Origin of the sequence: Cryobacterium sp. MP_M3 (genome assembly GCF_015752155.1) — a bacterium.
Lineage (GTDB): Bacteria > Actinomycetota > Actinomycetes > Actinomycetales > Microbacteriaceae > Cryobacterium.
Genome location: NZ_JADOVI010000005.1, coordinates 112,556 through 132,825, shown reverse-complemented (window position 1 = coordinate 132,825; position 20,270 = coordinate 112,556). Strand labels below are relative to the sequence as shown.

At 69.5% G+C, this 20,270-nt stretch carries 16 protein-coding genes; 8 read left to right on the top strand and 8 right to left on the bottom strand.

Features of this window, described 5'->3' with window-relative positions; all coding sequences use genetic code 11:
* The first annotated feature begins 86 nt into the window (after window positions 1–86).
* Together IWX89_RS08025 and IWX89_RS08020 are read left to right on the top strand one after the other, a co-directional pair.
* Window positions 87–917 carry an MOSC domain-containing protein gene (locus IWX89_RS08025; RefSeq protein ID WP_196903040.1) on the top strand — a complete coding sequence of 277 codons (831 nt, stop codon included), beginning with the start codon at window positions 87–89 and terminating at the stop codon, window positions 915–917.
* A gap of 60 nt (window positions 918–977) precedes the next feature.
* Window positions 978–3,959 (top strand): aminotransferase, encoded by a 2,982-nt coding sequence (locus IWX89_RS08020; protein WP_196903039.1) that lies wholly within the window; start codon window positions 978–980, stop codon window positions 3,957–3,959.
* A gap of 12 nt (window positions 3,960–3,971) precedes the next feature.
* Here IWX89_RS08020 and IWX89_RS08015 read toward each other — a convergent pair whose 3' ends face one another.
* From IWX89_RS08015 to IWX89_RS08000, 4 genes are all read right to left on the bottom strand, one after another.
* Window positions 3,972–6,362: an excinuclease ABC subunit UvrA gene (locus IWX89_RS08015; RefSeq protein ID WP_196903038.1), complete on the bottom strand. Its 2,391-nt coding sequence runs from the start codon at window positions 6,360–6,362 to the stop codon at window positions 3,972–3,974.
* 132 nt (window positions 6,363–6,494) lie between these two features.
* Entirely contained in the window at window positions 6,495–6,905 is a 411-nt protein-coding gene (locus IWX89_RS08010; RefSeq protein ID WP_196903037.1) for a VOC family protein, read from the bottom strand.
* Between the two features lie 76 nt (window positions 6,906–6,981).
* Window positions 6,982–7,836 (bottom strand): Cof-type HAD-IIB family hydrolase, encoded by an 855-nt coding sequence (locus IWX89_RS08005; RefSeq protein WP_307836468.1) that lies wholly within the window; start codon window positions 7,834–7,836, stop codon window positions 6,982–6,984.
* A gap of 159 nt (window positions 7,837–7,995) precedes the next feature.
* Window positions 7,996–10,779 carry a LuxR C-terminal-related transcriptional regulator gene (locus IWX89_RS08000; RefSeq protein WP_196903036.1) on the bottom strand — a complete coding sequence of 928 codons (2,784 nt, stop codon included), beginning with the start codon at window positions 10,777–10,779 and terminating at the stop codon, window positions 7,996–7,998.
* A gap of 147 nt (window positions 10,780–10,926) precedes the next feature.
* Here IWX89_RS08000 and IWX89_RS07995 point away from each other — a divergent pair, with 147 nt between their 5' ends.
* Window positions 10,927–11,235 (top strand): hypothetical protein, encoded by a 309-nt coding sequence (locus IWX89_RS07995; protein WP_196903035.1) that lies wholly within the window; start codon window positions 10,927–10,929, stop codon window positions 11,233–11,235.
* 134 nt (window positions 11,236–11,369) lie between these two features.
* Window positions 11,370–12,845, top strand: a complete 1,476-nt coding sequence (locus IWX89_RS07990) for an MFS transporter (protein WP_196903034.1) — start codon at window positions 11,370–11,372, stop codon at window positions 12,843–12,845.
* Here IWX89_RS07990 and IWX89_RS07985 read toward each other — a convergent pair.
* The 3 genes from IWX89_RS07985 to IWX89_RS07980 form a co-directional block, all read right to left on the bottom strand.
* Window positions 12,803–14,053 carry a serine hydrolase gene (locus IWX89_RS07985; RefSeq protein ID WP_196903033.1) on the bottom strand — a complete coding sequence of 417 codons (1,251 nt, stop codon included), beginning with the start codon at window positions 14,051–14,053 and terminating at the stop codon, window positions 12,803–12,805. The two genes, IWX89_RS07990 and IWX89_RS07985, sit on opposite strands and share 43 nt — an antisense overlap.
* Complete coding sequence (locus IWX89_RS18780) at window positions 14,053–14,181, bottom strand: hypothetical protein (RefSeq protein WP_255548524.1); 129 nt, start codon at window positions 14,179–14,181, stop codon at window positions 14,053–14,055. Before IWX89_RS18780 ends, IWX89_RS07985 begins: the two co-directional genes overlap by 1 nt.
* Before the next feature lie 68 nt (window positions 14,182–14,249).
* Window positions 14,250–15,287, bottom strand: a complete 1,038-nt coding sequence (locus IWX89_RS07980; protein ID WP_196903032.1) for an alpha/beta fold hydrolase — start codon at window positions 15,285–15,287, stop codon at window positions 14,250–14,252.
* Between the two features lie 237 nt (window positions 15,288–15,524).
* Here IWX89_RS07980 and IWX89_RS07975 point away from each other — a divergent pair, with 237 nt between their 5' ends.
* From IWX89_RS07975 to IWX89_RS07965, 3 genes are read left to right on the top strand one after another with little or no spacing between them, the layout of a single operon-like run.
* Window positions 15,525–16,115, top strand: coding sequence for a TetR/AcrR family transcriptional regulator (locus IWX89_RS07975; RefSeq protein WP_196903031.1), 591 nt, complete (start codon window positions 15,525–15,527; stop codon window positions 16,113–16,115).
* Window positions 16,112–17,551, top strand: a complete 1,440-nt coding sequence (locus IWX89_RS07970) for an MFS transporter (protein ID WP_196903030.1) — start codon at window positions 16,112–16,114, stop codon at window positions 17,549–17,551. The genes IWX89_RS07975 and IWX89_RS07970 overlap by 4 nt, the downstream gene beginning before the upstream one ends.
* A complete protein-coding gene (locus IWX89_RS07965) occupies window positions 17,548–18,138 on the top strand; it encodes a DJ-1/PfpI family protein (RefSeq protein ID WP_196903029.1) in 591 nt (196 codons plus the stop codon). The genes IWX89_RS07970 and IWX89_RS07965 overlap by 4 nt, the downstream gene beginning before the upstream one ends.
* Window positions 18,139–18,161: 23 nt before the next feature.
* On the opposite strand, the gene IWX89_RS07960 is transcribed toward IWX89_RS07965, so the two are convergent.
* Window positions 18,162–18,623, bottom strand: coding sequence for an ATP-binding protein (locus IWX89_RS07960; RefSeq protein WP_196903028.1), 462 nt, complete (start codon window positions 18,621–18,623; stop codon window positions 18,162–18,164).
* Window positions 18,624–18,813: 190 nt separating this feature from the next.
* Between IWX89_RS07960 and IWX89_RS07955 the strand changes: the two genes are divergently transcribed.
* Window positions 18,814–20,187: an NAD-dependent succinate-semialdehyde dehydrogenase gene (locus tag IWX89_RS07955; protein ID WP_196903027.1), complete on the top strand. Its 1,374-nt coding sequence runs from the start codon at window positions 18,814–18,816 to the stop codon at window positions 20,185–20,187.
* Window positions 20,188–20,270: the final 83 nt, after the last annotated feature.

The window sequence follows — 20,270 nt, the reverse complement described above, 5'->3', positions numbered from 1 at the left end:
AATCATATATCATTTGGCCGTCCCGGGTGTGGTCAATGCCGGGTGAGTGCCGGTCGCCGGGTTCCGCGCGCGCTGTTGGGTACGCTGTGCTGGACCGCATTTCGGCCGATGGGGTGGTGATCATCATGCACGTGCACGGCATCGGTGTTTCCGCGCTCAAGGGCGGTCGCCACCGGTCGCGGGACGAGGTTCAGCTCGAGACGGAGGGGCCGATCGGAGACCGGGTTTTCGCGGTCGTCGATCTGGAGGCCGGACAGGTCATCAGGACCGTTGAGCATCCGTCCCTGGTCACCTGCCACGCGCGCTGGGATGACGGGATGCTGTCGGTGGAGATCGCCGGGCAGCGGATCACGGCGGTTCCCCGGCTGAGCGGGCGCCGCCTCGCCCTCGACTACTGGGGCCGTGCCGCCGCCATGGAGGTCGTCGACGGGCCCTGGGCCCATGAGTTCTCCCGGCTCCTCGGACGCGCGGTCGTGCTGGCCCGCTGCTCCGTCGTGGGTGCGGTGATCTACGGGGATTCCGTCACGCTCTCCACGACCGGCTCGCTGGGCCGCCTCGCCCGCGAAGCCGGGATCGTCGTTGACGAGCGCCGGTTCCGGTCGACGTTCACCATCGACACCGGCGACGCCGCCGCTCACGTCGAAGATTCCTGGGCCGGCCGGGAACTGGAACTGGGCGGCGCCCGGCTGCTCGTGGGGCGGGGGATCCCGCGGTGCGCGGTCATCGACCTCGAGCCGGACACCGGGGCCCGCGGCACGAGCCTGCTGAAGACGCTCGCCGGTTACCGGCTCAACGCCGGCGAGATCGAATTCGGCGTCTATGCCCGGGTCATCCGCCCGGGCATCGTGGGCCGCGGCGACCGGGCCCGCCTGCTTCCCCTCGACGGGCCAGGCCAGTCGCTGACCCACGCGCAGTGATCGGGTCCCGGTGGTGCCAAACTGGCAGGATTCACTGCCCCATCTGCGAGGAGCGTCGACGTGCCAGGTTTTGATTTCTTCAGTGGGCAGGGACTCGTGCGCCCCGACATCACCGCGGCGGACGCCGAGACCATGGCCGCGTCCCTCTTCGGGATAACGGGCACGGCCCGCGAACTCGGGAGCCAGCAGGACCGCAACTTCCTGATCGGGTCCCGCGACGCCGCATCCCGTGACGGAGCGCCGCGCTACGTGCTCAAGGTCGACAATCCCGCCTTCTCCGCCTCCGAGCTGGCCGCGCAGGACGCGGTGATGGAGCACCTGTCCGCGCGCGGGATGCGGGTGCCGCAGCCGGTGCGCGGACTGGACGGCAACATCCGTCAGTACTGGCCGGCAACGGACGGCGCCCTCCCGGTGCGGTTGCTGACCTTCATCGAAGGGCCGTCCCTCGAGGCCCAGGGCTATCTGGCCCCGCCGGTGGTCAGGGCCCTCGGCCGGTTGTCGGGCACCACGGCCCTGAACCTGCGTGACTTCGCGGCGGAAGGCCTCGACCGCACGCTGCAATGGGACCTGCGCAACGCCAAAGCCGTGATCGACCTGCTGGTGCACTGGGTGCCGGCGGAGGACACCCGGGCAAGACTGAGCGCCATCGCCGACAGCGCCGCAGCGCGCCTGGCGACCGTGATTCCGTCCCTCCGGCTGCAGACGATCCACGGCGACATCACCGACGACAATGTGATCTGCCGGGTGCTGCCCAACGGCCACCATTTGCCCGACGGGGTGATCGACTTCGGCGACCTCGGCACCGGGTGGCTGGCGGCGGAAGCCGCGGTCACCGCCGCATCCGTGCTGCACCACGTGCCCGACAACCCGTTCGCCGCTCTGGAGGCGATCGTCGCCTTCGACGAGGTGGTTCCCCTGACCGACGAGGAGATCGTCGCGTTGTGGCCGCTGATCGTGCTGCGCGGGGCGGTGCTGGTGGCCAGCGGCGAGCAGCAGGTGCGGATCGACGAGGACAACGACTATGCCCGGCACCGGATGGACGCGGAGTGGCGCGTTTTCGCCGCTGCCAGCGCGATCGGCTGGGAGGAGGCGGAGGCGGCCATCCGGCTGGCGCTCGGCCGGCCGGCGCGCGCCCCCGCCGAGCCCGGGACGTTCCTCCCGATGATCCCCGCCCTGGCAGGCGGCGACTACGAGGTGCTCGACTTCTCGGTGACCAGCCCGGCGCTGGCCGACGGCCTCTGGCAGCAGACGGATGCCGAGTGGCAGCTCGCGCGGGCGGCCCTCGCCCGGCGCAGCGCGGCCGTCGCCCCCTACGGGCAGTTCCGGCTCACCCGAACCCCGTCGCACTCGCGCGCGGAACCGCAGACGTTCGCCCTCTTCACCGAGGTCTTCCTGCCGGCCGGGTCGGAGATCGTGGCGCCCGCCCTCGCCCAGGTCACCGAGGCCGGCGACGACCATCTGGTTCTGGCCCTGGCCGGTTTCGAGCTGCGCATCGGCGGGATCGCGTCGACCCAGGTGGTGGGGGCGTCGGTCGCCGTGGGGGAGCCACTGGGCGTTGCCCGCCCGAACGGCGACCTCGAATCGGCGGCGGGCCCGGTCGGCAGGGTGACCGTGCAGGAGTTCGCCCGCCCGGGGCTGGCGGGCCCGGAGGCCGCCCCGCACTTCGCGCAGACCTCCCGCGCCGCCACGTGGGCAACCCTCGTGCCGGACCCGGCGCGGTTGCTCGGGCTGGCCGCGCAGGCATCCGTCGCCGATCCGTCGGCCGAACTGGCCCGGCGCGGCACGGTGATGGCCGCCGCGCAGGAGAAGTACTACGAACGGCCGCCGCAGATCGAACGCGGCTGGAGGGAACTGCTCGTCGACACCCACGGGCGCTCCTACGTCGACATGGTCAACAACGTCGCCGTGATCGGACACAGCCACCCCCGGTTCACCCGGGCCGTCAGCGACCAGTTGCAGCTGCTCAACACGAACTCCCGCTTTCTCTACTCGGCCCTCGCCGATCTCTGCGAACGGATCGTGGCGACATCGCCCGACCCCTCCCTCGACACCGTGCTGCTGGTCAACAGTGGCAGCGAGGCCGTGGACCTGGCCCTGCGCCTGGCCCGGATCCACACCGGCCGCGACAGCGTCGTCGCCCTCAGGGAGGGCTACCACGGCTGGACGATGGCCTCCGACGCGGTGTCCACCTCGGCCTTCGACAACCCCCACGCCGCGGCCTCCCGGCCCGCCTGGGTGCACATCGCGGATGCTCCCAACGCGTATCGCGGGACGCATCGCGGGGCCGGGGCGGCGCAGGAATACGCGGCCGACCTGGCCCGGCTGCTCGATGCCCCGAACGGCCCGGGGGCTGACCTGGCCGCCTTCATCAGCGAGCCCGTGCTCGGCAACGCCGGCGGCGTGGTGCCGCCGCCGGGCTACCTCGCGCTCGCCTACGAGCAGGTCCGCGCCCGCGGCGGCCTGTGCATCGCCGACGAGGTGCAGGTGGGCTACGGCCGGCTGGGCAGCCATTTCTGGGGTGCGGCGCAGCAGGGCGTGGTGCCCGACATCATCACGGTGGCCAAGGCCATGGGCAACGGTTACCCGCTCGGCGCGGTGCTCACCCGCCGCGACATCGCCGAATCCCTGGCCAGGGAGGGCAACTTCTTCTCCTCGGCCGGCGGCAGCCCGGTCAGCTGCGTGGCGGGCCTCGCGGTGCTCGACGCCATCCGGGACGAGTCCCTCCAGCAGAATGCGGATGCCGTCGGCCGGCACCTGGCGGGCCGGCTCGCAGAACTGGCGGAGCGGCATCCGCTGATCGGGATGGTGCACGGCCTGGGCCTGTACCTGGGGGTGGAGCTCGTGCGCGACCGTGACACCCTGGAGCCGGCAACCAGCGAGACCGCCGCCATCTGCGAACGGATGCTGGAGCTCGGCGTGATCGTGCAGCCCACCTCCGAGCGGCAGAACGTGCTGAAGATCAAGCCGCCCCTGTGCCTGAGTCGGGAGAGCGCGGACTTCTTCGTCGACGCTCTCGACGAGGTGCTCAGCGACGGCTGGTAGCGCGCCGCCGAGTCAGCTGCCGACGTAGGCCGCCAGGTGCTGGCCGGTGAGGGTGGTGCGGGCAGCGACGAGGTCGGCGGGGGAGCCCTCGAAGACGATCCGGCCGCCGTCGTGCCCGGCGCCGGGGCCGAGGTCGATGATCCAGTCGGCGTGCGCCATCACCGCCTGGTGGTGCTCGACGACGATCACCGACTTGCCGGAGTCGACGAGCCGGTCGAGCAGGCCGAGCAGCCGTTCGACGTCCGCGAGGTGCAGGCCGGCGGTCGGTTCGTCGAGCACGTAGACGCCGCCCTTCTCGCCCATGTGCGTGGCCAGTTTGAGCCGCTGGCGCTCGCCGCCGGACAGCGTGGGGAGCGGCTGGCCGAGGCTGAGGTAGCCGAGTCCCACGTCGGCGAGCCGGGCGAGGATGGCGTGCGCGGCCGGCGTGCGCGCCTCCCCGGCGCCGAAGAATGCCTCGGCGTCGGTCACCGACATCTCGAGCACCTCGCTGATATTGCGTCCGCCGAGGTGGTATTCCAGAACGGATGCCTGGAACCGCTTCCAGTCGCATTCCTCGCAGGTGGTGGCGACGCCGGCCATCATCGCCAGGTCGGTGTAGATGACCCCGGCGCCGTTACAGGCGGGGCAGGCACCCTCGGAATTGGCGCTGAACAGCGCCGGCTTGACCCCGTTGGCCTTCGCGAACGCCTTGCGGATCGGGTCGAGCAGCCCGGTGTAGGTCGCCGGGTTGCTGCGCCTGGAGCCGCGGATCGCGCCCTGGTCGATCGAGACCACATTGTCACCGGCGGGGATCGACCCGTGCACGAGCGAGCTCTTTCCCGAGCCGGCGACACCGGTGACGACGACGAGCACCCCGAGCGGCACGTCGACGTCGACGTTCTGCAGGTTGTGAGCCGTGGCGCCCCGGATCTCGAGCGAGCCGGCGGGCATCCGCACCGTCTGCTTGAGGGCGGCGCGGTCGTCGAAGTGGCGGCCGGTGAGGGTGCCGCTGGTGCGCAGCCCCTCGACCGTGCCCTCGAAGCAGACCTCGCCGCCCGCCGCACCGGCGCCGGGGCCGAGGTCGACGACGTGGTCGGCGATCGTGATCGTCTCCGGCTTGTGCTCGACGACGAGCACCGTGTTGCCCTTGTCCCGGAGCCGCAGCAGCAGGCCGTTCATCCGCTGGATGTCGTGGGGGTGCAGCCCGATGGTGGGCTCGTCGAAGACATAGGTGACGTCGGTGAGGGAGGAGCCGAGGTGGCGGATCATCTTGACCCGCTGCGCCTCGCCGCCGGACAGCGTGCCGGTGGGCCGTTCGAGCGAGACGTAGCCGAGTCCGATCTCCACGAACGAGTCGAGGTTCTCCCGCAGCGCGTCGAGCAACGGCGCCACCGTCGGTTCGGTGAGGCCGCGCACCCATTGGGCCAGGTCGCTGATCTGCATGGCGCAGGCGTCGGCGATGCTGATGCCCTCGATCCGGGAGGACCGGGCGCCCTCGTTCAGCCGGGTGCCGTTGCAGTCGGGGCAGGTGGTGAAGGTGACGGCCCGGTCGACGAAGGCGCGGATGTGCGGCTGCATCGACTCCTTGTCCTTGGACAGCATCGACTTCCGGATCTTCGGTATCAGACCCTCGTAGGTCAGGTTGATGTTGTCGACCTTGATCTTGGTCGGTTCCTTGTAGAGCAGGTTGTGGAGCTCGGTCTTGGTGAATTCGCGGATCGCCTTGTTGGGGTCGAAGAAGCCCGAGCCGCTGAAGATGCGGCCGAACCAGCCGTCCATGCTGTACCCGGGGATGGTGAGGGCGCCGCCGTTGAGGGACTTGCTGTCATCGTAGAGCTGGGCGAGGTCGAGGTCGGTCACGTTGCCCATGCCCTCGCAGCGCGGGCACATGCCGCCGGTGATGCTGAAGCTGCGCCGCTCCTTGACGGTCTGCCCGCCGCGCTCGATCGAGACGGCGCCCGCCCCGCTGATCGAGGCGACGTTGAACGAGTAGGCCTTCGGCGAGCCGATGTGCGGCTGCCCGAGCCGGCTGAAGACGATCCGCAACATGGCGTTGGCGTCGGTGACGGTGCCGACGGTGGACCGGGGGTTGGCGCCCATCCGTTCCTGGTCGACGATGATCGCGGTGCTCAGCCCGTCGAGCACATCGACGTCGGGCCGCGCCAGCGTCGGCATGAAACCCTGTACGAAGGCACTGTAGGTCTCATTGATCATCCGCTGCGACTCCGCGGCGATCGTGCTGAACACCAGCGAACTCTTGCCGGAGCCGGAGACGCCGGTGAACACCGTCAGCCGGCGCTTCGGGATCTCGACGTCGATGTTCTTGAGGTTGTTCTCGCGCGCACCCCGCACGCGAATCCGATCGTGACTGTCGGCAACATGCGGTGCCGGCGTCTGCGTGTCCGTGCGCGTGGCGATGCTCATCGTGTCTCCCTCTGTGGCGCTGGGCCGACTTCGCGGTACCCGTCGGCGGTACCCGTCGGCGTTCGCCCGTCGGCGTCGTCTGACTCGATCCAACCAGCTTCGAGCATACGACCGGTTGCCTGTCGCCGGGGGTCAGGTCGTGGGCGCCTGGGAGATTCGCACGGTGTTGCCCGACGGGTCGCGGAACGCGCAGTCGCGCGGGCCCCAGGGCTGGTCGATCGGCTCCTGGAGCACCTCGGCGCCGGATGCCCGCAGGCTCTCGAACGTCGCGTCAAGGTCGTCCGAGCGGAACACGAGCATCGGCAGCACGCCTTTGGTGAGGAGCTCCTGCAGGGCGTCTCCATCGGCCTGCGAACGGCCGGCATGCGGCACGGACAACACGATCCCGAGCCCGGGCTGCGCGTCGCTGCCGAGCGTGACCCAGCGGAATCCGCCCGAGGCCACGTCGCTCTGCACCTGGAGCCCGAGCGCGTCGCCGTAGAAGGCGATCGACTCGTCGACGTCGTTGACGGTGAGGTTGCAGTATTCGAGTGAGATGGTCATGGCGGTGACTCTATCGCCGCGGGGATTCCCGTCGCTTCTCCGATCCTGCTCGATGCCGGGCGGACCTCTGGTGCGGCTAGAGGACGCTCGCCCTGCGCTCGCCCTGCAGGTGCGGCAGGGCGGCGAGGATGCTGCTGATCACGCCAGCCTCCGAGTTCGAGGGGGCGACGTTCCGGGCGCGGGCACGGATGCTCGGGTGCGCGTTGGCCACAGCGTAGGAATGCCCGGCGGCATCGAGCATCTCGGCGTCGTTGAGGTAGTCGCCGAAGGCCATCGTCTGCTCCCTGCTGATGCCCAGCTGTTGCTGGAGTCGCACCAGGGCCCGGCCCTTGTTCGCTCCCTGGCCCATCACATCGACATAGTTCTCGCCGGAGACAACGACGTCCGCCGGGAGATCGAGCTCGCGGATCGCCGGACCCGTGCGAGTCTCGGCCATGCCGACGTCGTAGATGGCGAGTTTGAGGACGACGTCATCGAGGGCGGCGACCTGGACATCCGCCACGACCTCGAGCGCCGCGTAGTAGCGGGACACGTGGCTGACGAAGTCGGGATCGGAGCGTTCGATGTAGGCGGAGCGGGCGCCGCAGACGATGATCCCGAGGTCGGCTCCGGCGGCCACCGTGCTGCGCACCCAGTCCACGATGGGGGCGATGATCACCGGATCGACGGGTTCCTGCACGATGCTGGCGCCGTCCTTGACCACGTTGGCCCCGTTCTCCGCGATGTAGAGCAGGCCGTCGCGCTCGCCGAAGACCGCGTGAAGGGTCTGGTACTGGCGGCCGCTGGCGGGAACGAACAGCACTCCGGCCTGGGCGAGGTCGTCGAGGAGAGGCCAGAACGCCTCGGGAACGCGGCCGTCGTCATCGAGGAGGGTGCCGTCCATGTCCGAGACGATGAGGCGGATGTCGGCTTGCTCTGGTGGATGGGTCACACGGCGGCTTTCATTTCGATGGCGGTGCGGTGAGCCGCGAATGCGTCAGCGGGGCCCGCCCTGTCCTTCGATGATGTCACCCCTGCCTGTCAGAGTCCCTGTCAGAGTCCCTGTCAGAGTCCCTGTCAGAGTTCCCGTCGGGGTCGTCGGCGACCGGCGCTAGAGCAGATCCAGCTCTTCGGCGCGGCGAACAGCCGCCGGGCGGCTGTTCACCGAGAGCTTGCCGAAGATGTGTCTCGTGTGGGTGCGGACGGTGTTCAGAGACAGGTAGAGCTCGCGGGCGATCTCCGGCCCGGTGAGCTCGGTGGCCAGCAGCCTGAGCACGTGCAGTTCGCGCTCGCTCAGCGCCTCCCCGGCGGCCTGGGGCATTGCCGCCTGGGGCATGGCGGACGGTGGCCTGACGGGCTGGGGCGCATCCGCCCCGGCGGTGGCCGGCCGGAATGCGCGGCGCAGCCGGGCGACTTGCTCCGGCTGGACTCCCCGTTGGGCGGCCTCACCCAGTAGCTCTGCCAGGGGAGCACCCTCGTCAAGGAAGAGACGCAGGTAGCCTTCCGGCTCGGCCTGGCCGAGCACCCGTTCCAGGGACGCGAGGGCGAGGGAGAGATGGCCCCTGGCCTGATGGGCGAGCGCCTGCAACAGCAGGACCTCGCTGGCGGTTCCCGTGCGCCCCCCTGCCTCGGCCGCCTCGAGGATCCGGTCCAGCAGTGCCAGGGCCTCCTGAATCGCTCCCTGCTCCGGATCGGCCCCGTGCTCGGCGATCAGCAGTCTCGCTAGGGTGATCTGCGCGAACTCGCCCAGATAGCTGACCTCGGAGGAGGAGAGTCCCTGCCCGGTCGCCCACTCCCGTGCCTCGGCCAGCCGGCCCTGCGAGATCCAGACGCGTGCCCTCAGCGCGGCGATCGGGCGCACCTCGGGGAAGAAGCCGCGCGCGTACAGGCGTTCCGCCTCGGTGAGCAGGTCAAGCGCCGCGTCGGGGTCACCCTCGGCTTCCCTGACCCGCGCCATCGCGACGAACCAGCGATAGCGGTTCTCGGGCAGGGACGCGCGCTCGCCCAGCGCCTGGGCTGCCAGCAGGTGCTCCCGGGCGGCGTCCAGCTCGCCCTGCTCCCGGTGCAGCTCGCTGATGCCCACATGCAGATCGGCCATCGGCTGCGGAGCCGGCTCGCCCTGCGCGCTCGCCAGCTGCAGCGCTTCGTCGTAGGCCCGTCGCGCGTCACGCAGCCGACCGAGCGGGATCAGCATGTCGGCCAGCACCACCGTGGTGCCGAGCACATCGGCGGTGTTCCCGGCCAGCCGCAGGGTCGCCCTGACCTCGGCGAAGGCCCGCAGCCCTGCCTCGAGGTCTCCGCTCGCCCAGGCGGCGAGGCCCAGGAAGCCGGCCGCCGCCGCGCGCCCGAAGTGATCGCCCGGCTCGGTGAGCTCGAGCGCACGACGGGCGTGCTCTGCGGTGCCGGCCACATCGCCCAGCGCCTGGGCGAGGGACGCCCGGTAGACGGCGATCATCACCGGCAGCAGCCGAAGCTCTTCGCCGACTGCGGCAGGGACGGCTGCGCCGGGCCCGGATGCGCCGGGCCCGCTGCCCGCGCCGGCCGCCACGCGCAGGCCCGCCTCGGCGTCCCTCAGCCGGAGCTCGACGGCATCCAGGTTGCCCGCAATGAGCATCGCCCAGGCGAGGTAGACGCTGAGCACGGGCCGGCGAGCCACCACCTCGGCAGGCAGCAGCGTGAGCCACTCGAGCAGGGTCGCGTCCTGCCTGCCCTTGCGCAGGGCAGGCACGGCCCCCTCGATGAGGTTCGCAGCGCGCTCGAAGTCCTCGGCGGCAAGCGCATGCCTGACCGCGTCCTCCGGCAGGTTGTTGCGCTCGTACCACTCGCTGGCGCGTCGATGGAGGTCGGGCAGGCTGTCGCGCCATTCGGCGGGCAAGCGGGCCCGGAGCACGTCGGCGAACAGGTGATGGTAGCGATACCACCGGCGGTGATCGTCCAGCGGAGCGACGAACAGGTTCTCCCGCTCCAGCTTCTCGAGCATCTCGTCGCCCCCGGACTGCCCGGTGACGAAGTCGCAGAGGGGGCCGCTGAGCCGGGCAAGGATGGCGGTGCGGAACAGGAAGCTGCGCACATCGTCGGGCTGGCGCTGCAGCACCTCTTCGACCAGGTAGTCGATCACGAAACGGTGGCTGCCCGTGAAGGCCCGGATGAAACCGGCGATATCCGAGCGATCCCGCATGGAGAGGGCGGCCAGTTGCAGGCCCGCGATCCAGCCTTCGGTGCGGGTCTCGAGGGCGGCGATGTCGGTTGCCGAGAGCGGCAGGCCCATCACCTCGTTGAGGAACAAAGCGGATTCGGCCGGCGTGAAGCGCAGATCGGCCGCACGCAACTCGGTCAACTCGCCCCGGGCCCTCAGCCGGGCCAGCGGGAGCGACGGGTCGGAGCGGCCGGCCATGGCCAGGTGCACATTCGACGGGAGGCGGTCCAGGAGGAAGGCGAGGGCATCACGCACCGGCGCCGCATCAACCAGGTGGAAGTCGTCGAGCACGAGGATGGTGTCGTGCGGCGCCTCTGCGACGTCGTTGATGAGAGCCGTGAGCGTCTGTTCGACCGTCAGGGCCTGCTCGACCGACGGTGCGGGCTGGACCGACGGCGGCTGCCCGGGCCCGGGGTTCCGGAGGGCGGCGACGAGGTAGGTCAGGAAGCGGGCGGGGTCGTTGTCGCCGTCGTCCAGCGAGACCCAGGCCACGCGGACGCTCGCGTCACGTTGCCGGCTGTCGGCGATCCATTCGCTCATTAGCGTTGTCTTGCCGAAGCCGGCAGGGGCCGAGATGAGAATCAGCTTCCGGCCCGGGCGCAGACCCTCCCTCAGCCGCGCGATCAGGCGCGGGCGAGGAACGACCTGGGGTCGGAGGGCGGGAACGAAGAGTTTCGTGGCCAGGACGGGCGTCGGCATGACCTCATCATATTGAGGGCTGGCGGAAACGGCGCTCGCCGACCGCCGCCCGGTGCACAGGGCGATCGAGGGGCTCTCCAATGCCGTGAATTCGCTATCGTTCGGCGGTGGGCACGGCTATGTTGAGGTCAACTGAAGGAGGCGGTTGTGAGCACACGACCACATGACCTGGCCGATCTGTACCTCGCTCCCGTCGCCCTCGACGTCGACCATCACCTGGAGGAGCTGTCCGGCCTCTCGGTGGAGGAGGTGCGATACCGCGTGATCCTCGGGGCGGACCGCGAACCGCGCAATGCCCGGGAACGGGAGGAGGCGTGGCTCGAAACCCTCACGCGCGGCCTCGACCTGCACGGCTGGCAGGTGTCCCGGCATCCGCGGGGCCTCCTTCTCGCGCACGATGCCTATGCCCTCGTGCTCGGGATTCCGGCCAACGTGGTCTCCTACCTCGACGCCTGAGCCCGGCCTGAATCCGGGCTGACGCTCGTCGGGCCCCGTCAGGTCTTGCCGCCCCTGTAGTCTGTGCGAGGCATACGAGCACGGATGGTGTTCGCCCGGTCAGGGTCCCTTGTCCAGTACTCAGGGAGTCCCTCATGCGGGCCCGTCGAATCGCCGTTGTCGTGCTGCTGTTTGCCGCGTTCATGGACCTGCTGGACACGACGATCGTCAACGTCGCCCTGCCGTCCATCCAGGCGGATCTGGACGCCACGCCCGCCCAGCTGGAGTGGATCGTGTCGGGGTACGTCCTCGCCTTCGCTGTCGTCCTGATCACGGGCGGGCGGCTCGGCGACATCCTCGGACGCAAACGGATGTTCCTGGTCGGCGTCGCGGGTTTCACCCTGGCCTCGGCGTCCTGCGCGGCGGCCTCCAGCGGCGACATGCTCGTCGGGTCGCGTCTGGTCCAGGGGCTGTTCGCGGCCCTGATGACCCCGCAGGTGCTGTCGATCATCCAGGTGCTGTTCGCCCCGAAGGAGCGCGCTGCCGTGTTCGGGGCGCTCGGGGGTATCTCCGGGCTCGCCGCGGTGGCCGGGCCGCTCCTCGGCGGGATCCTGGTCACCCACAATGCCTTCGACCTGGGCTGGCGCACGGTGTTCCTGATCAACCTCCCCGTGGGGGTGCTCCTGTTCACCGCCGCGGCCGTCGTGATTCCGGAGTCGCGGTCGACCGAACGGGTGCGCCTGGACGTGCCCGGTGTCGTCCTCGTCTCCGTCGCGCTCTTCCTCGCGGTCTTCGCCCTGATCGAAGGCCGTCAGGAAGAATGGCCGGTCTGGATCTGGCTCATGCTGGCCGCCGCTCCCGTCGTGCTGGCCGGATTCGTGCTCTACCAGCGCTTCCTCGGCCGACGAGGAGGATCGGCGCTCGTGCCGCTCTCGCTCTTCGCGAGCCGGGGCTACTCGGCCGGTGTGCTCACCAACTTCTCGTTCGGAGCGTCGATCGGCGGGTTCTTCCTCATCCTCGTGCTCTACCTGCAGATCGGACTGCGGTACTCCGCGATCGACGCGGCCCTGGCGACCCTGCCCTTCAGCATCGGCGCGCTGGTCGGCAGCGGACTTGCCGTGCCCTTCGGCCCGAGGCTCGGCCGAACCCTCATCCTCGCGGGTGCGCTGGCCCAGATCGCTGGCCTCTCCTGGATCGCCGCGATCGTTACCGGGCAAGCCGACGCGCTGAACGGCACAGACCTGATCCCGCCGATGGCGCTGGCCGGGTTCGGCCTCGCCCTGCTGGTCGTGCCGCTGACGGATGTCGCGCTCGCCAACACGTCCGTCGCCAACGCGGGTGCGGCATCCGGGGTGTTCGGAACCTTCCAGCAGGTCGGTTCCGCGATCGGTATCGCCGTGGTCGGCGTCGTCTTCTTCGGGATCGCGGGAACTGCGTACACCGCGGAGAACCTGCGCCTCGCCTTCCTCGGCGGGCTCTGGGTGCCGCTCGTCGCGCTCAGCCTGGCAGCGATGGCGACGTTCCTCCTGCCGGGCGTCGCCGACGTGCGCATGCACAAATCGGATGCGGAGGCCCTGGCCGAATCGGATTACGCGGTCGGCCCGGCCAGGAGTTCGACGCCCAGGTCATAGGCGGCGGGGTTGGCGACGTCGGAGAGCACGATGACGGCCGTGCCCCGGGTGCGGTCGACGCCGAAGTAGGAGCTGTAGCCGCCGGTCTGGCCGTTGTGCCAGGCCAGCGTCCGGCCGTCATCCCTGGTGGAGACGTGCCACAGTCCTCCGATGCGGGTGCCCGTCAGGTCTGTGGGGGTGGTCGGGTCCAGGGCGGCCAGGCCGGGTGCGGTGCCGTCGAGGAGCGCAGTGGCGAGCCTGGCAAGGTCGCCGGTGGTGGAGACGGCGCCGCCGCCCGGTGCGTAGGCGTCCAGCGGCCAGGGCTGCACGGGAAGGCCGCTCTTCGACCGGCCGCCGGAAACGAGGGAGCGCTGGTCCTCGATGACGGTGTGGGTCATCGCCAGTGGTTCGAAGAGGCGGGTGCGCATCAGGTCGGGGTAGCTCATCCCGGCTGCGGCGGCCGCGGCCTGGCCGGCGACGGCTGCGCCCAGGGTGGAGTAGGCATAGGAGCCTCTGGTCGGGAGAGTTCCCTCCCGTGCTTCCTGGAGCAGCTGCGTGAGGCCGGCGCCCAGGAAGTTCTGGCCGAGGGGTGCGCCCCAGATTGCGCGGCGGAGGCTGGCGGCTCCGAATTCGGCGTAGCCGGCGGTGTGGGTGACGAGCTCATCGAGGGTGACCGTGCCGGCCGGCGACCCCGCCAGCGAGGGCAGGTAGGTCGACACCGGGACGTCCATGCGGAGTTCGCCCCGGTCCACGGCGTCCCTGATCACGAGTCCGGTCATCGCCTTCGTCAGCGATCCGACTTCCATCCGGGTTGTCTCGTCGGCGCCGAGGCTGCCGAACCGGAACGGGCGGGCTGAGCCGAGATCGACCTGGGCGACCGCCAGGTCCTGGAATCCGTCGAGCATTCCCTGGCCGGCTTCCCGGTCCAGATCATCCAGGACCGCGGTGTCGCCGAGGCGGCGGTCGGCGAGGCTGGGGGAGAGGGTCCAGATGGCCAGGCCGACCACGAGCGCTCCGACCAGCACCGTGGGAATCAGGCGCCGTGAGACCAGGTAGGCCAGGGCCAGTGCGCCCGTCATGAGCAGTGCAGTCCAACTGTCGTCGGCATAGGTGCCTCCGTTCAGTGACGCGTACAGCATCGCGGCCGGGATGGCGACCAGGACAACGGCGACGAGCACCCTGCCGGGCCAACGGCGTGCGAATCCGGCCAGGGTTCGGTCGGAGGCCATCACTCGCTCCATTTCACCGGGTCGATGTGGTGTCCGCGGGTCGCGATGCGGGTGTAGCCGTCTCGGGTGATGGCCCGGATTGTCGCCGCGGCGGCGAACATGATGGCCGCGAGAATGATGAGTGCCATTGTGGTGATCCTTTCGGGATGGGTTCGGGATGTCTTGTGAATGGGGCGAGGGGGTCCGTGGGGCCGTGCTAGTTGTTCCGGGCCAGGAAATCGGTGATCGTCTTCGCCATCACAGTGGATTGGGTCCAGTGCAGGTAGTGCCCGCCCTTGAGCACGACGATTTTGTGCTGCTGAACGTTCTGGAGCTGCTCTTCGTGGGCCTTCTGCCAGCCGGAGTCGGAGTCGATCGTGTCCTGGGCGAGGAAGTCGAGCACGGGCAGGCCGTCGGGGTAGCGGAGCCCCTGGAGTTTCCGGGCGTTGTTGCCCATCTCCAGCGTTTCGTCGGTGAGGGCCGGGTTGTAGAAGTTCCAGCTCGACATCAGGCGGAGACGCTCGCGCTCACTGGCCGTGAACGCGTCGCCGGCCGGTTCGGCCAGGCTGGGCGCGATCGCGTCGACCCAGCGCACGAGCCCGGTGACGGACGGGATCCGGGACCAGGGGATGCCGCCCTGCGAGCCGGTCGAGGTGTCGGCTGACGGCGCACCCAGCTTGCCGGCAGGCACGGTCGGGTCGATCCCGATGACGGCGGACAGCTCCTCCGGGTAGCGGTTGGCATAGGCGAGGGTGTAGAAGCCCGAAATGGAGTGTCCGGCCAGCACGTAGGGCGCGGGGACATGGAGCGCGGTGAGCGCCTCGTGGAGCTCGGCGGTGATGTTCTCCACGGTGCGGGCGGGGGCGGTCATATCGCTGTAGCCGTAGCCGAAACCCTCGACGACGATGACTTTGCGGTCACCGAGTGCCCGGATCAGCGGGGCGAAATCGAGCGCGGGCGCCGCCGTGCCGAGACCGCTGAGCAGCACGATCGCCGGGCCGACGGTTCCCGACTGGTAGACGTTCAGCGAGCCGGAGCTGATCTCGACTCGTTCCCCGTAGGGTGTGATGCTCGAGCGCTCTGCGGCCTCCAGGGCCAGGTTCGCGCCCGTGGACACGAGTGTCAAACCGACGGCTGCCGCAGCAACGATCCCGGTGATGCGGAGCCTCCGTGCCCACGGCCGGCGACGACTGTCGGGTGCGGACGAGGAGGAGACCGCGGCCGGTTCGGCCGGTCGGCGAGAGATGTTGAGCATGGGATTTCTCCTTAGTCGAAGTGGTGACGATATGACGGTGACAGCGGGACCGGGAGGCCCTCGCCACTAAGTCGTACACGAGTGTTGGACTTCGTTGCTGATAAACTATACACATGTGTCTGAGATGTCAACACATTCTTTTTTCGGTCGAAATCCCGGGCCCCTCGCTGCCGCCGCCGCAAAAAAGTTCTCTCAATTGATCGCATATCTCAAACAAGTGTGTATAAGTTAGTTGGTATGAGAATCCCCCGAACTGATTCGACTCGGAACAAGAACGCGATCATGGACGCGACCCTGGCCTGCCTGAATGAGAAGCCTCGAGCCACCGTCGCTGAGATCGCCACCATGGCGGGCGTGGCCAGGGGCACGGTCTACGAGTACTTCGCCTCGCGAGAGGAACTCATCGGCGCGGTCTTCGAGCGGACGGTCAGCCGGGCCGAGGCCCAATTGGCTGCAGTCGACCTCGTCACGGCGCCCTGGGACGGTCTCGAGGGTTTGGTCCGATCGTCCTGGCGAATCTTCGCCCAGTCCACCGGGTTCCTCGAGGCCGCGCAACATGAAGTCCCGACAGAACGCGTCCGCGCCTTCCGCGACCGTCCCTTGCTGCTCCTGCAGCCCCTCCTCGTCTCCGGCCGATCCGAGGGGGTCTTCCGGAGCGACCTCACCATCGGGTTGCAGGCGGCCTGCCTGCACGCCATCCTGCACGTCGCCGGCTCCGAGATCAGGGCCGGCCGGCTCGCCGAAAGCGACGCGTCCCGGGTGCTCCGCGATACGCTTCACGCCCTGCTCGCCCCCGTCGAACCACTCCGACTCGGTGGGCGATCATGAGCCGCCGGCGCCTCGCCGCCCTGGTGACGCTCATTTCCGCCCAGTTCGTCGTGATGCTCGACACGGCCGTGGTCAACGTCGCCCTGCCGTCCATCCAGCACGACCTGGGCCTCACCCAGACGGGCGTGGCGTGGGTGGTCAACTCCTATTTCCTGGCGTTCGGCGGCTTCCTGCTGCTGTCCGGGCGCGCCTCCGACCTGTTCGGCAACCGACGGATGTTCATGGCCGCGGCAGCACTCTTCACGGCGACGACGCTGATGGCCGGGTTTGCTCCCACCGAAGCGGTGCTCATTCTCGCCCGCACGCTGCAGGGTCTGGGGGCCGCGGTGCTCAGCCCGGCCGCCATGTCGATCATCCTGCGGCAATTCCCCGGTGCCGAGCGGGCCAGGGCCATGGGCGCGTGGGGTGCCGCCTCGGCGGCGGGCGGTGCCGTCGGCGTCTCGGTCGGGGGCCTGATCACCGCGGCTGCCGGCTGGCAATGGGTGTTCTTCCTCACCGTGCCCGTCACCCTCCTCGCGTTCGTGTGCGCGCCACTGCTCTTCGTCGGTCCATCGGGGCCCAGGGTTCGGCGTTCCTTCGACGTGTGGGGGGCGATCTCCGTGACCGGAGGCGCACTCGCCGTCATCTATGCGACCCTCTCGATCGCCGACCAGGGCTGGTTCTCCGTTCAGGCCGGCGGCGGAGCACTGGCAGGGATCGGCCTGATCGTCGGTTTCGTCGTCATCGAGCGCCACGCCGTCGACCCGATCATCCCCCTCGCCCTGTTCCGTGAACGAACGGTGTCGGCCGGAGTCGTCGTGGGTCTCCTCGGCGGCGCGGCGCGGGTGTCGACCTTCTTCCTCAGCGCCCTGTACCTCCAGCAGGTGCTGGAGCTCGAACCAGGCGCGGCCGGCCTGGCAATGCTGCCCACATCGATTGCGGGATTCCTGGTGTCGCTGCTGCTCCTGCCCCGGATCATTCGCACACTGGGCGCCGCACGCACGTTGACCCTGGGCCTGCTGCTGCTCGCCTGCGGACACCTCTGGCTTTCGCGCACCCCGCCCGGCGCCGGTTACGGCCTCGACGTGTTGCCCGGGCTGCTCCTGGCCGCCGCCGGCGTCGCGCTCAGCTTCACGCCGTCAACGATGGTGATCGCTTCCGGGGTTCCGTCGACGATGCCGGGCCTGGCATCCGGGCTGTCGAATGCCAGCTCTCAGATCGGCGCCGCCGTGGGAATCGCGGCATTCAGTGCCGCCGCCGCACTCAGTGCCCGCGGGGCCGGCGCGGCCCGGATCGCCGACGTGCCGGCCCTCGCCGCCGGATTCCATGCGGCATTCATCGCCGCCGGCCTGGTCGCGGCGCTCGGCGCCCTTGTCGCCCTCTGCTTCCTCCGGCCCGCGGCCGTTCGGCCCGAACCACTCTCGGACCCAACCACAAGAAAGGTGAACGTGCCATGACACGCAACATCGGAATCCTCCTCTTCGACGACGTCGAAGAACTCGACGCGCTCGGCCCGTGGGAGGTGCTGGCGTACTGGACCCTCACCTTCCCCGAAGACGGGTATGCGGTATCGATGCTGTCCAGAGACGGGAAGCCCGTGCTCGCGTCCAAGGGCCTCACCCTGGGCGCGCACCATTCGTTCGCTGACGCTCCCGACTACGACGTCTTCCTTCACCCGGGCGGTAACGGAACCCGGACATTGATGAGGGACCCGGAGCACCTGGACTGGGTGCGGGCGCAGAATGCGAAGACGCCGCTGATGACCAGCGTGTGCTCCGGCGCCCTCGTTTACGCCGCCGCCGGCCTGTTGCGGAATCGACCGGCCACGACCTACTGGGAGGCCCTCGGCCTGCTCGCCGAACTCGACCCGACCATCACGGTGCGAGAGCAGGACCGGTACGTGGACGACGGTGACGTCATCACCAGCGCCGGCGTGAGTGCGGGCATCGACATGGCGCTGCACCTGGTGCGGCGCCTGGCCGGTCTCGAGCGCGCCCGCGCCGTGCGCCGGGGAATCCAGTACGACCCGGAGCCGCCGGTCTGAGGCGAGGGGCGGTCGGGTGAACGCTAACCGATGACGCTCAGGGGACCCTCAGCGGCGGTGGGCGGCTCGAAGTTGTCGAAATACGCCGCCGCAAGGGTGGGGGAGAGCCGCACCTCATTCGCCCGGGACCCCTCCCGCGCGTGCACCCGGGCCAGGGCTACGGCTCGCGGGGTGGCCAGGTAGATCGTTTCCGGCTCGACGCCGAGTGGCCTGAGGATGGCGCGGTAGTTCTCGCGCATCCGCCTGGACCAGAAGGAGTAGTCGAGCACCACGTCTGTCTGCGACTCCACCAGGTCGAGAAGCCGTCGGCGCAGGTGTGCTTCGATGCCGCACCGCACGTCATCGGCAAGCGGCTGGGACCGGATGCCCCGGCGCCAGGCTTCTTCATCGAAGGACAGCCGAGCCATGCCGTCGGACTCGAGTTCGCGTGCCACCGTGGACTTGCCCGAACCGGCCGGGCCGCACATGAAGATCACCCGGGTCATGCAGACGATCCTATGACCCGCCCCCGTTGTCGGCCCCGCCCCGGAGGGCAAGGCCGGCCACGGTGAACGCTACCGCAGGACGTGGCCATCCCCGCCGCGACTACGGCAGACTGTAACCACATGCGAGTGACCCTGCCCCGGCAGGATGGTTGCATTTCGATCGGCGTTAACGACGACACCTGGAGAGACAATGAGCAAATACGCAGTCACGAACCCGGCGACCGGAGCCAGCGAATCGAGTTTTCCCCTCGCCACCGATGATGAGGTGACCGCCGCCATCGGGGTCGCGGACCGTGCCCACAGTGAGTTCTCTCGAGGCACGTCGGTCGCCGAGCGCGCGGCCCTCATGCAGCGGGTCGCCGACCTGCACACCGAGCGCCGCGAGCACCTGGCCGAGCTCATCGTGCGCGAAATGGGCAAGCCCGTCGAGCAGGCCCTCGGCGAGGTCGACTTCTCGGCGGACATCTACTCGTACTACGCAACGCACGGCGAGGCGTTCCTGGCCGACGAGCCGATCGAGCTGCTCGGCGGAGAGGGCTCGGCCTTCATCCGCAACGCCTCCCTGGGTGTGCTCCTCGGCATCATGCCGTGGAACTTCCCGTACTACCAGGTTGCCCGGTTCGCCGGCCCGAACCTGGTGCTCGGCAACACGATCCTGCTCAAGCACGCCTCGCAGTGCCCCGAATCCGCCGCCGCCATCGAAGGGATCTTCGCGGATGCCGGATTCCCGGCCGGCGCGTACCGCAACCTCTACGCGTCCAGCGCTCAGATCGCCGACATCATCATTCCGGATCCCCGGGTCTGCGGCGTGTCCCTGACCGGCTCGGAGGGTGCCGGCGCGGCCGTGGCCGAGGTCGCGGGCCGCAACCTCAAGAAGGTGGTGCTCGAACTGGGCGGTTCCGACCCGTTCATCGTGCTCAGCACCGACAACCTCGACGAAGCCGTCGACGCGGCCGTCGCGGCGCGCATCGACAACTCCGGCCAGTCGTGCAACGCAGCGAAGCGCTTCATCGTGATCGACGACCTGTTCGACGCCTTTGTGGAGAGCTTCACGGCGAAGATCACCGGCAATGTGCCGGCTGACCCCACGTCGCCGGAGACCACGCTCGGCCCGCTCTCCTCCCTGGGCGCCGCCGAGGGCCTCGAGGAACAGATCCAGCGCGCCGAGGCCCAGGGCGCGACCGTCCACGCCCGGGGGAGCCGGAAGGGCGCCTTCTTCTCGCCCACGGTGCTCACCGATGTCTCCCCGGAGAGCGACGCCTACCGGGAGGAATTCTTCGGCCCGGTTGCCGCGATCTACCGCGTGCAGAACGAGGCGGAGGCGGTGGAAGTGGCCAACGACATCCCCTACGGCCTCGGGTCCTACCTGTTCACCACGGACCCCGAGCAGGCTCTGCGGGTGGCCGACCTGATCGACGCCGGGATGGTCTTCATCAACGGTTCGCTTCTGGACAGCCCGGAGCTTCCGTTCGGTGGAGTGAAGCGGTCCGGGTTCGGCCGCGAACTGGGACGCTTCGGCATCGCGGAGTTCGCCAACAAGAAGCTCATTCGCATCCTCAAGTAATGGTCGGGCCCGGCAGGCCGACTTCTCGGCCTGCCGGGCCCGCCGACCGGATTCCTGCCACGAATCGGGTCGGCGGACCTAAA

Excerpts from the sequence above, each read along its gene's own strand:
- IWX89_RS08015 (WP_196903038.1), bottom strand. The coding sequence starts at position 6,362 with ATGAGCATCGCCACGCGCACGGACACGCAGACGCCGGCACCGCATGTT.
- IWX89_RS08010 (WP_196903037.1), bottom strand. The coding sequence starts at position 6,905 with ATGACCATCTCACTCGAATACTGCAACCTCACCGTCAACGACGTCGAC.
- IWX89_RS08000 (WP_196903036.1), bottom strand. The coding sequence starts at position 10,779 with ATGCCGACGCCCGTCCTGGCCACGAAACTCTTCGTTCCCGCCCTCCGA.
- IWX89_RS07990 (WP_196903034.1), top strand. The coding sequence starts at position 11,370 with ATGCGGGCCCGTCGAATCGCCGTTGTCGTGCTGCTGTTTGCCGCGTTC.
- IWX89_RS07985 (WP_196903033.1), bottom strand. The coding sequence starts at position 14,053 with ATGGCCTCCGACCGAACCCTGGCCGGATTCGCACGCCGTTGGCCCGGC.
- IWX89_RS18780 (WP_255548524.1), bottom strand. The coding sequence starts at position 14,181 with ATGGCACTCATCATTCTCGCGGCCATCATGTTCGCCGCCGCGGCGACA.
- IWX89_RS07980 (WP_196903032.1), bottom strand. The coding sequence starts at position 15,287 with ATGCTCAACATCTCTCGCCGACCGGCCGAACCGGCCGCGGTCTCCTCC.
- IWX89_RS07975 (WP_196903031.1), top strand. The coding sequence starts at position 15,525 with ATGAGAATCCCCCGAACTGATTCGACTCGGAACAAGAACGCGATCATG.
- IWX89_RS07970 (WP_196903030.1), top strand. The coding sequence starts at position 16,112 with ATGAGCCGCCGGCGCCTCGCCGCCCTGGTGACGCTCATTTCCGCCCAG.
- IWX89_RS07965 (WP_196903029.1), top strand. The coding sequence starts at position 17,548 with ATGACACGCAACATCGGAATCCTCCTCTTCGACGACGTCGAAGAACTC.
- IWX89_RS07960 (WP_196903028.1), bottom strand. The coding sequence starts at position 18,623 with ATGACCCGGGTGATCTTCATGTGCGGCCCGGCCGGTTCGGGCAAGTCC.
- IWX89_RS07955 (WP_196903027.1), top strand. The coding sequence starts at position 18,814 with ATGAGCAAATACGCAGTCACGAACCCGGCGACCGGAGCCAGCGAATCG.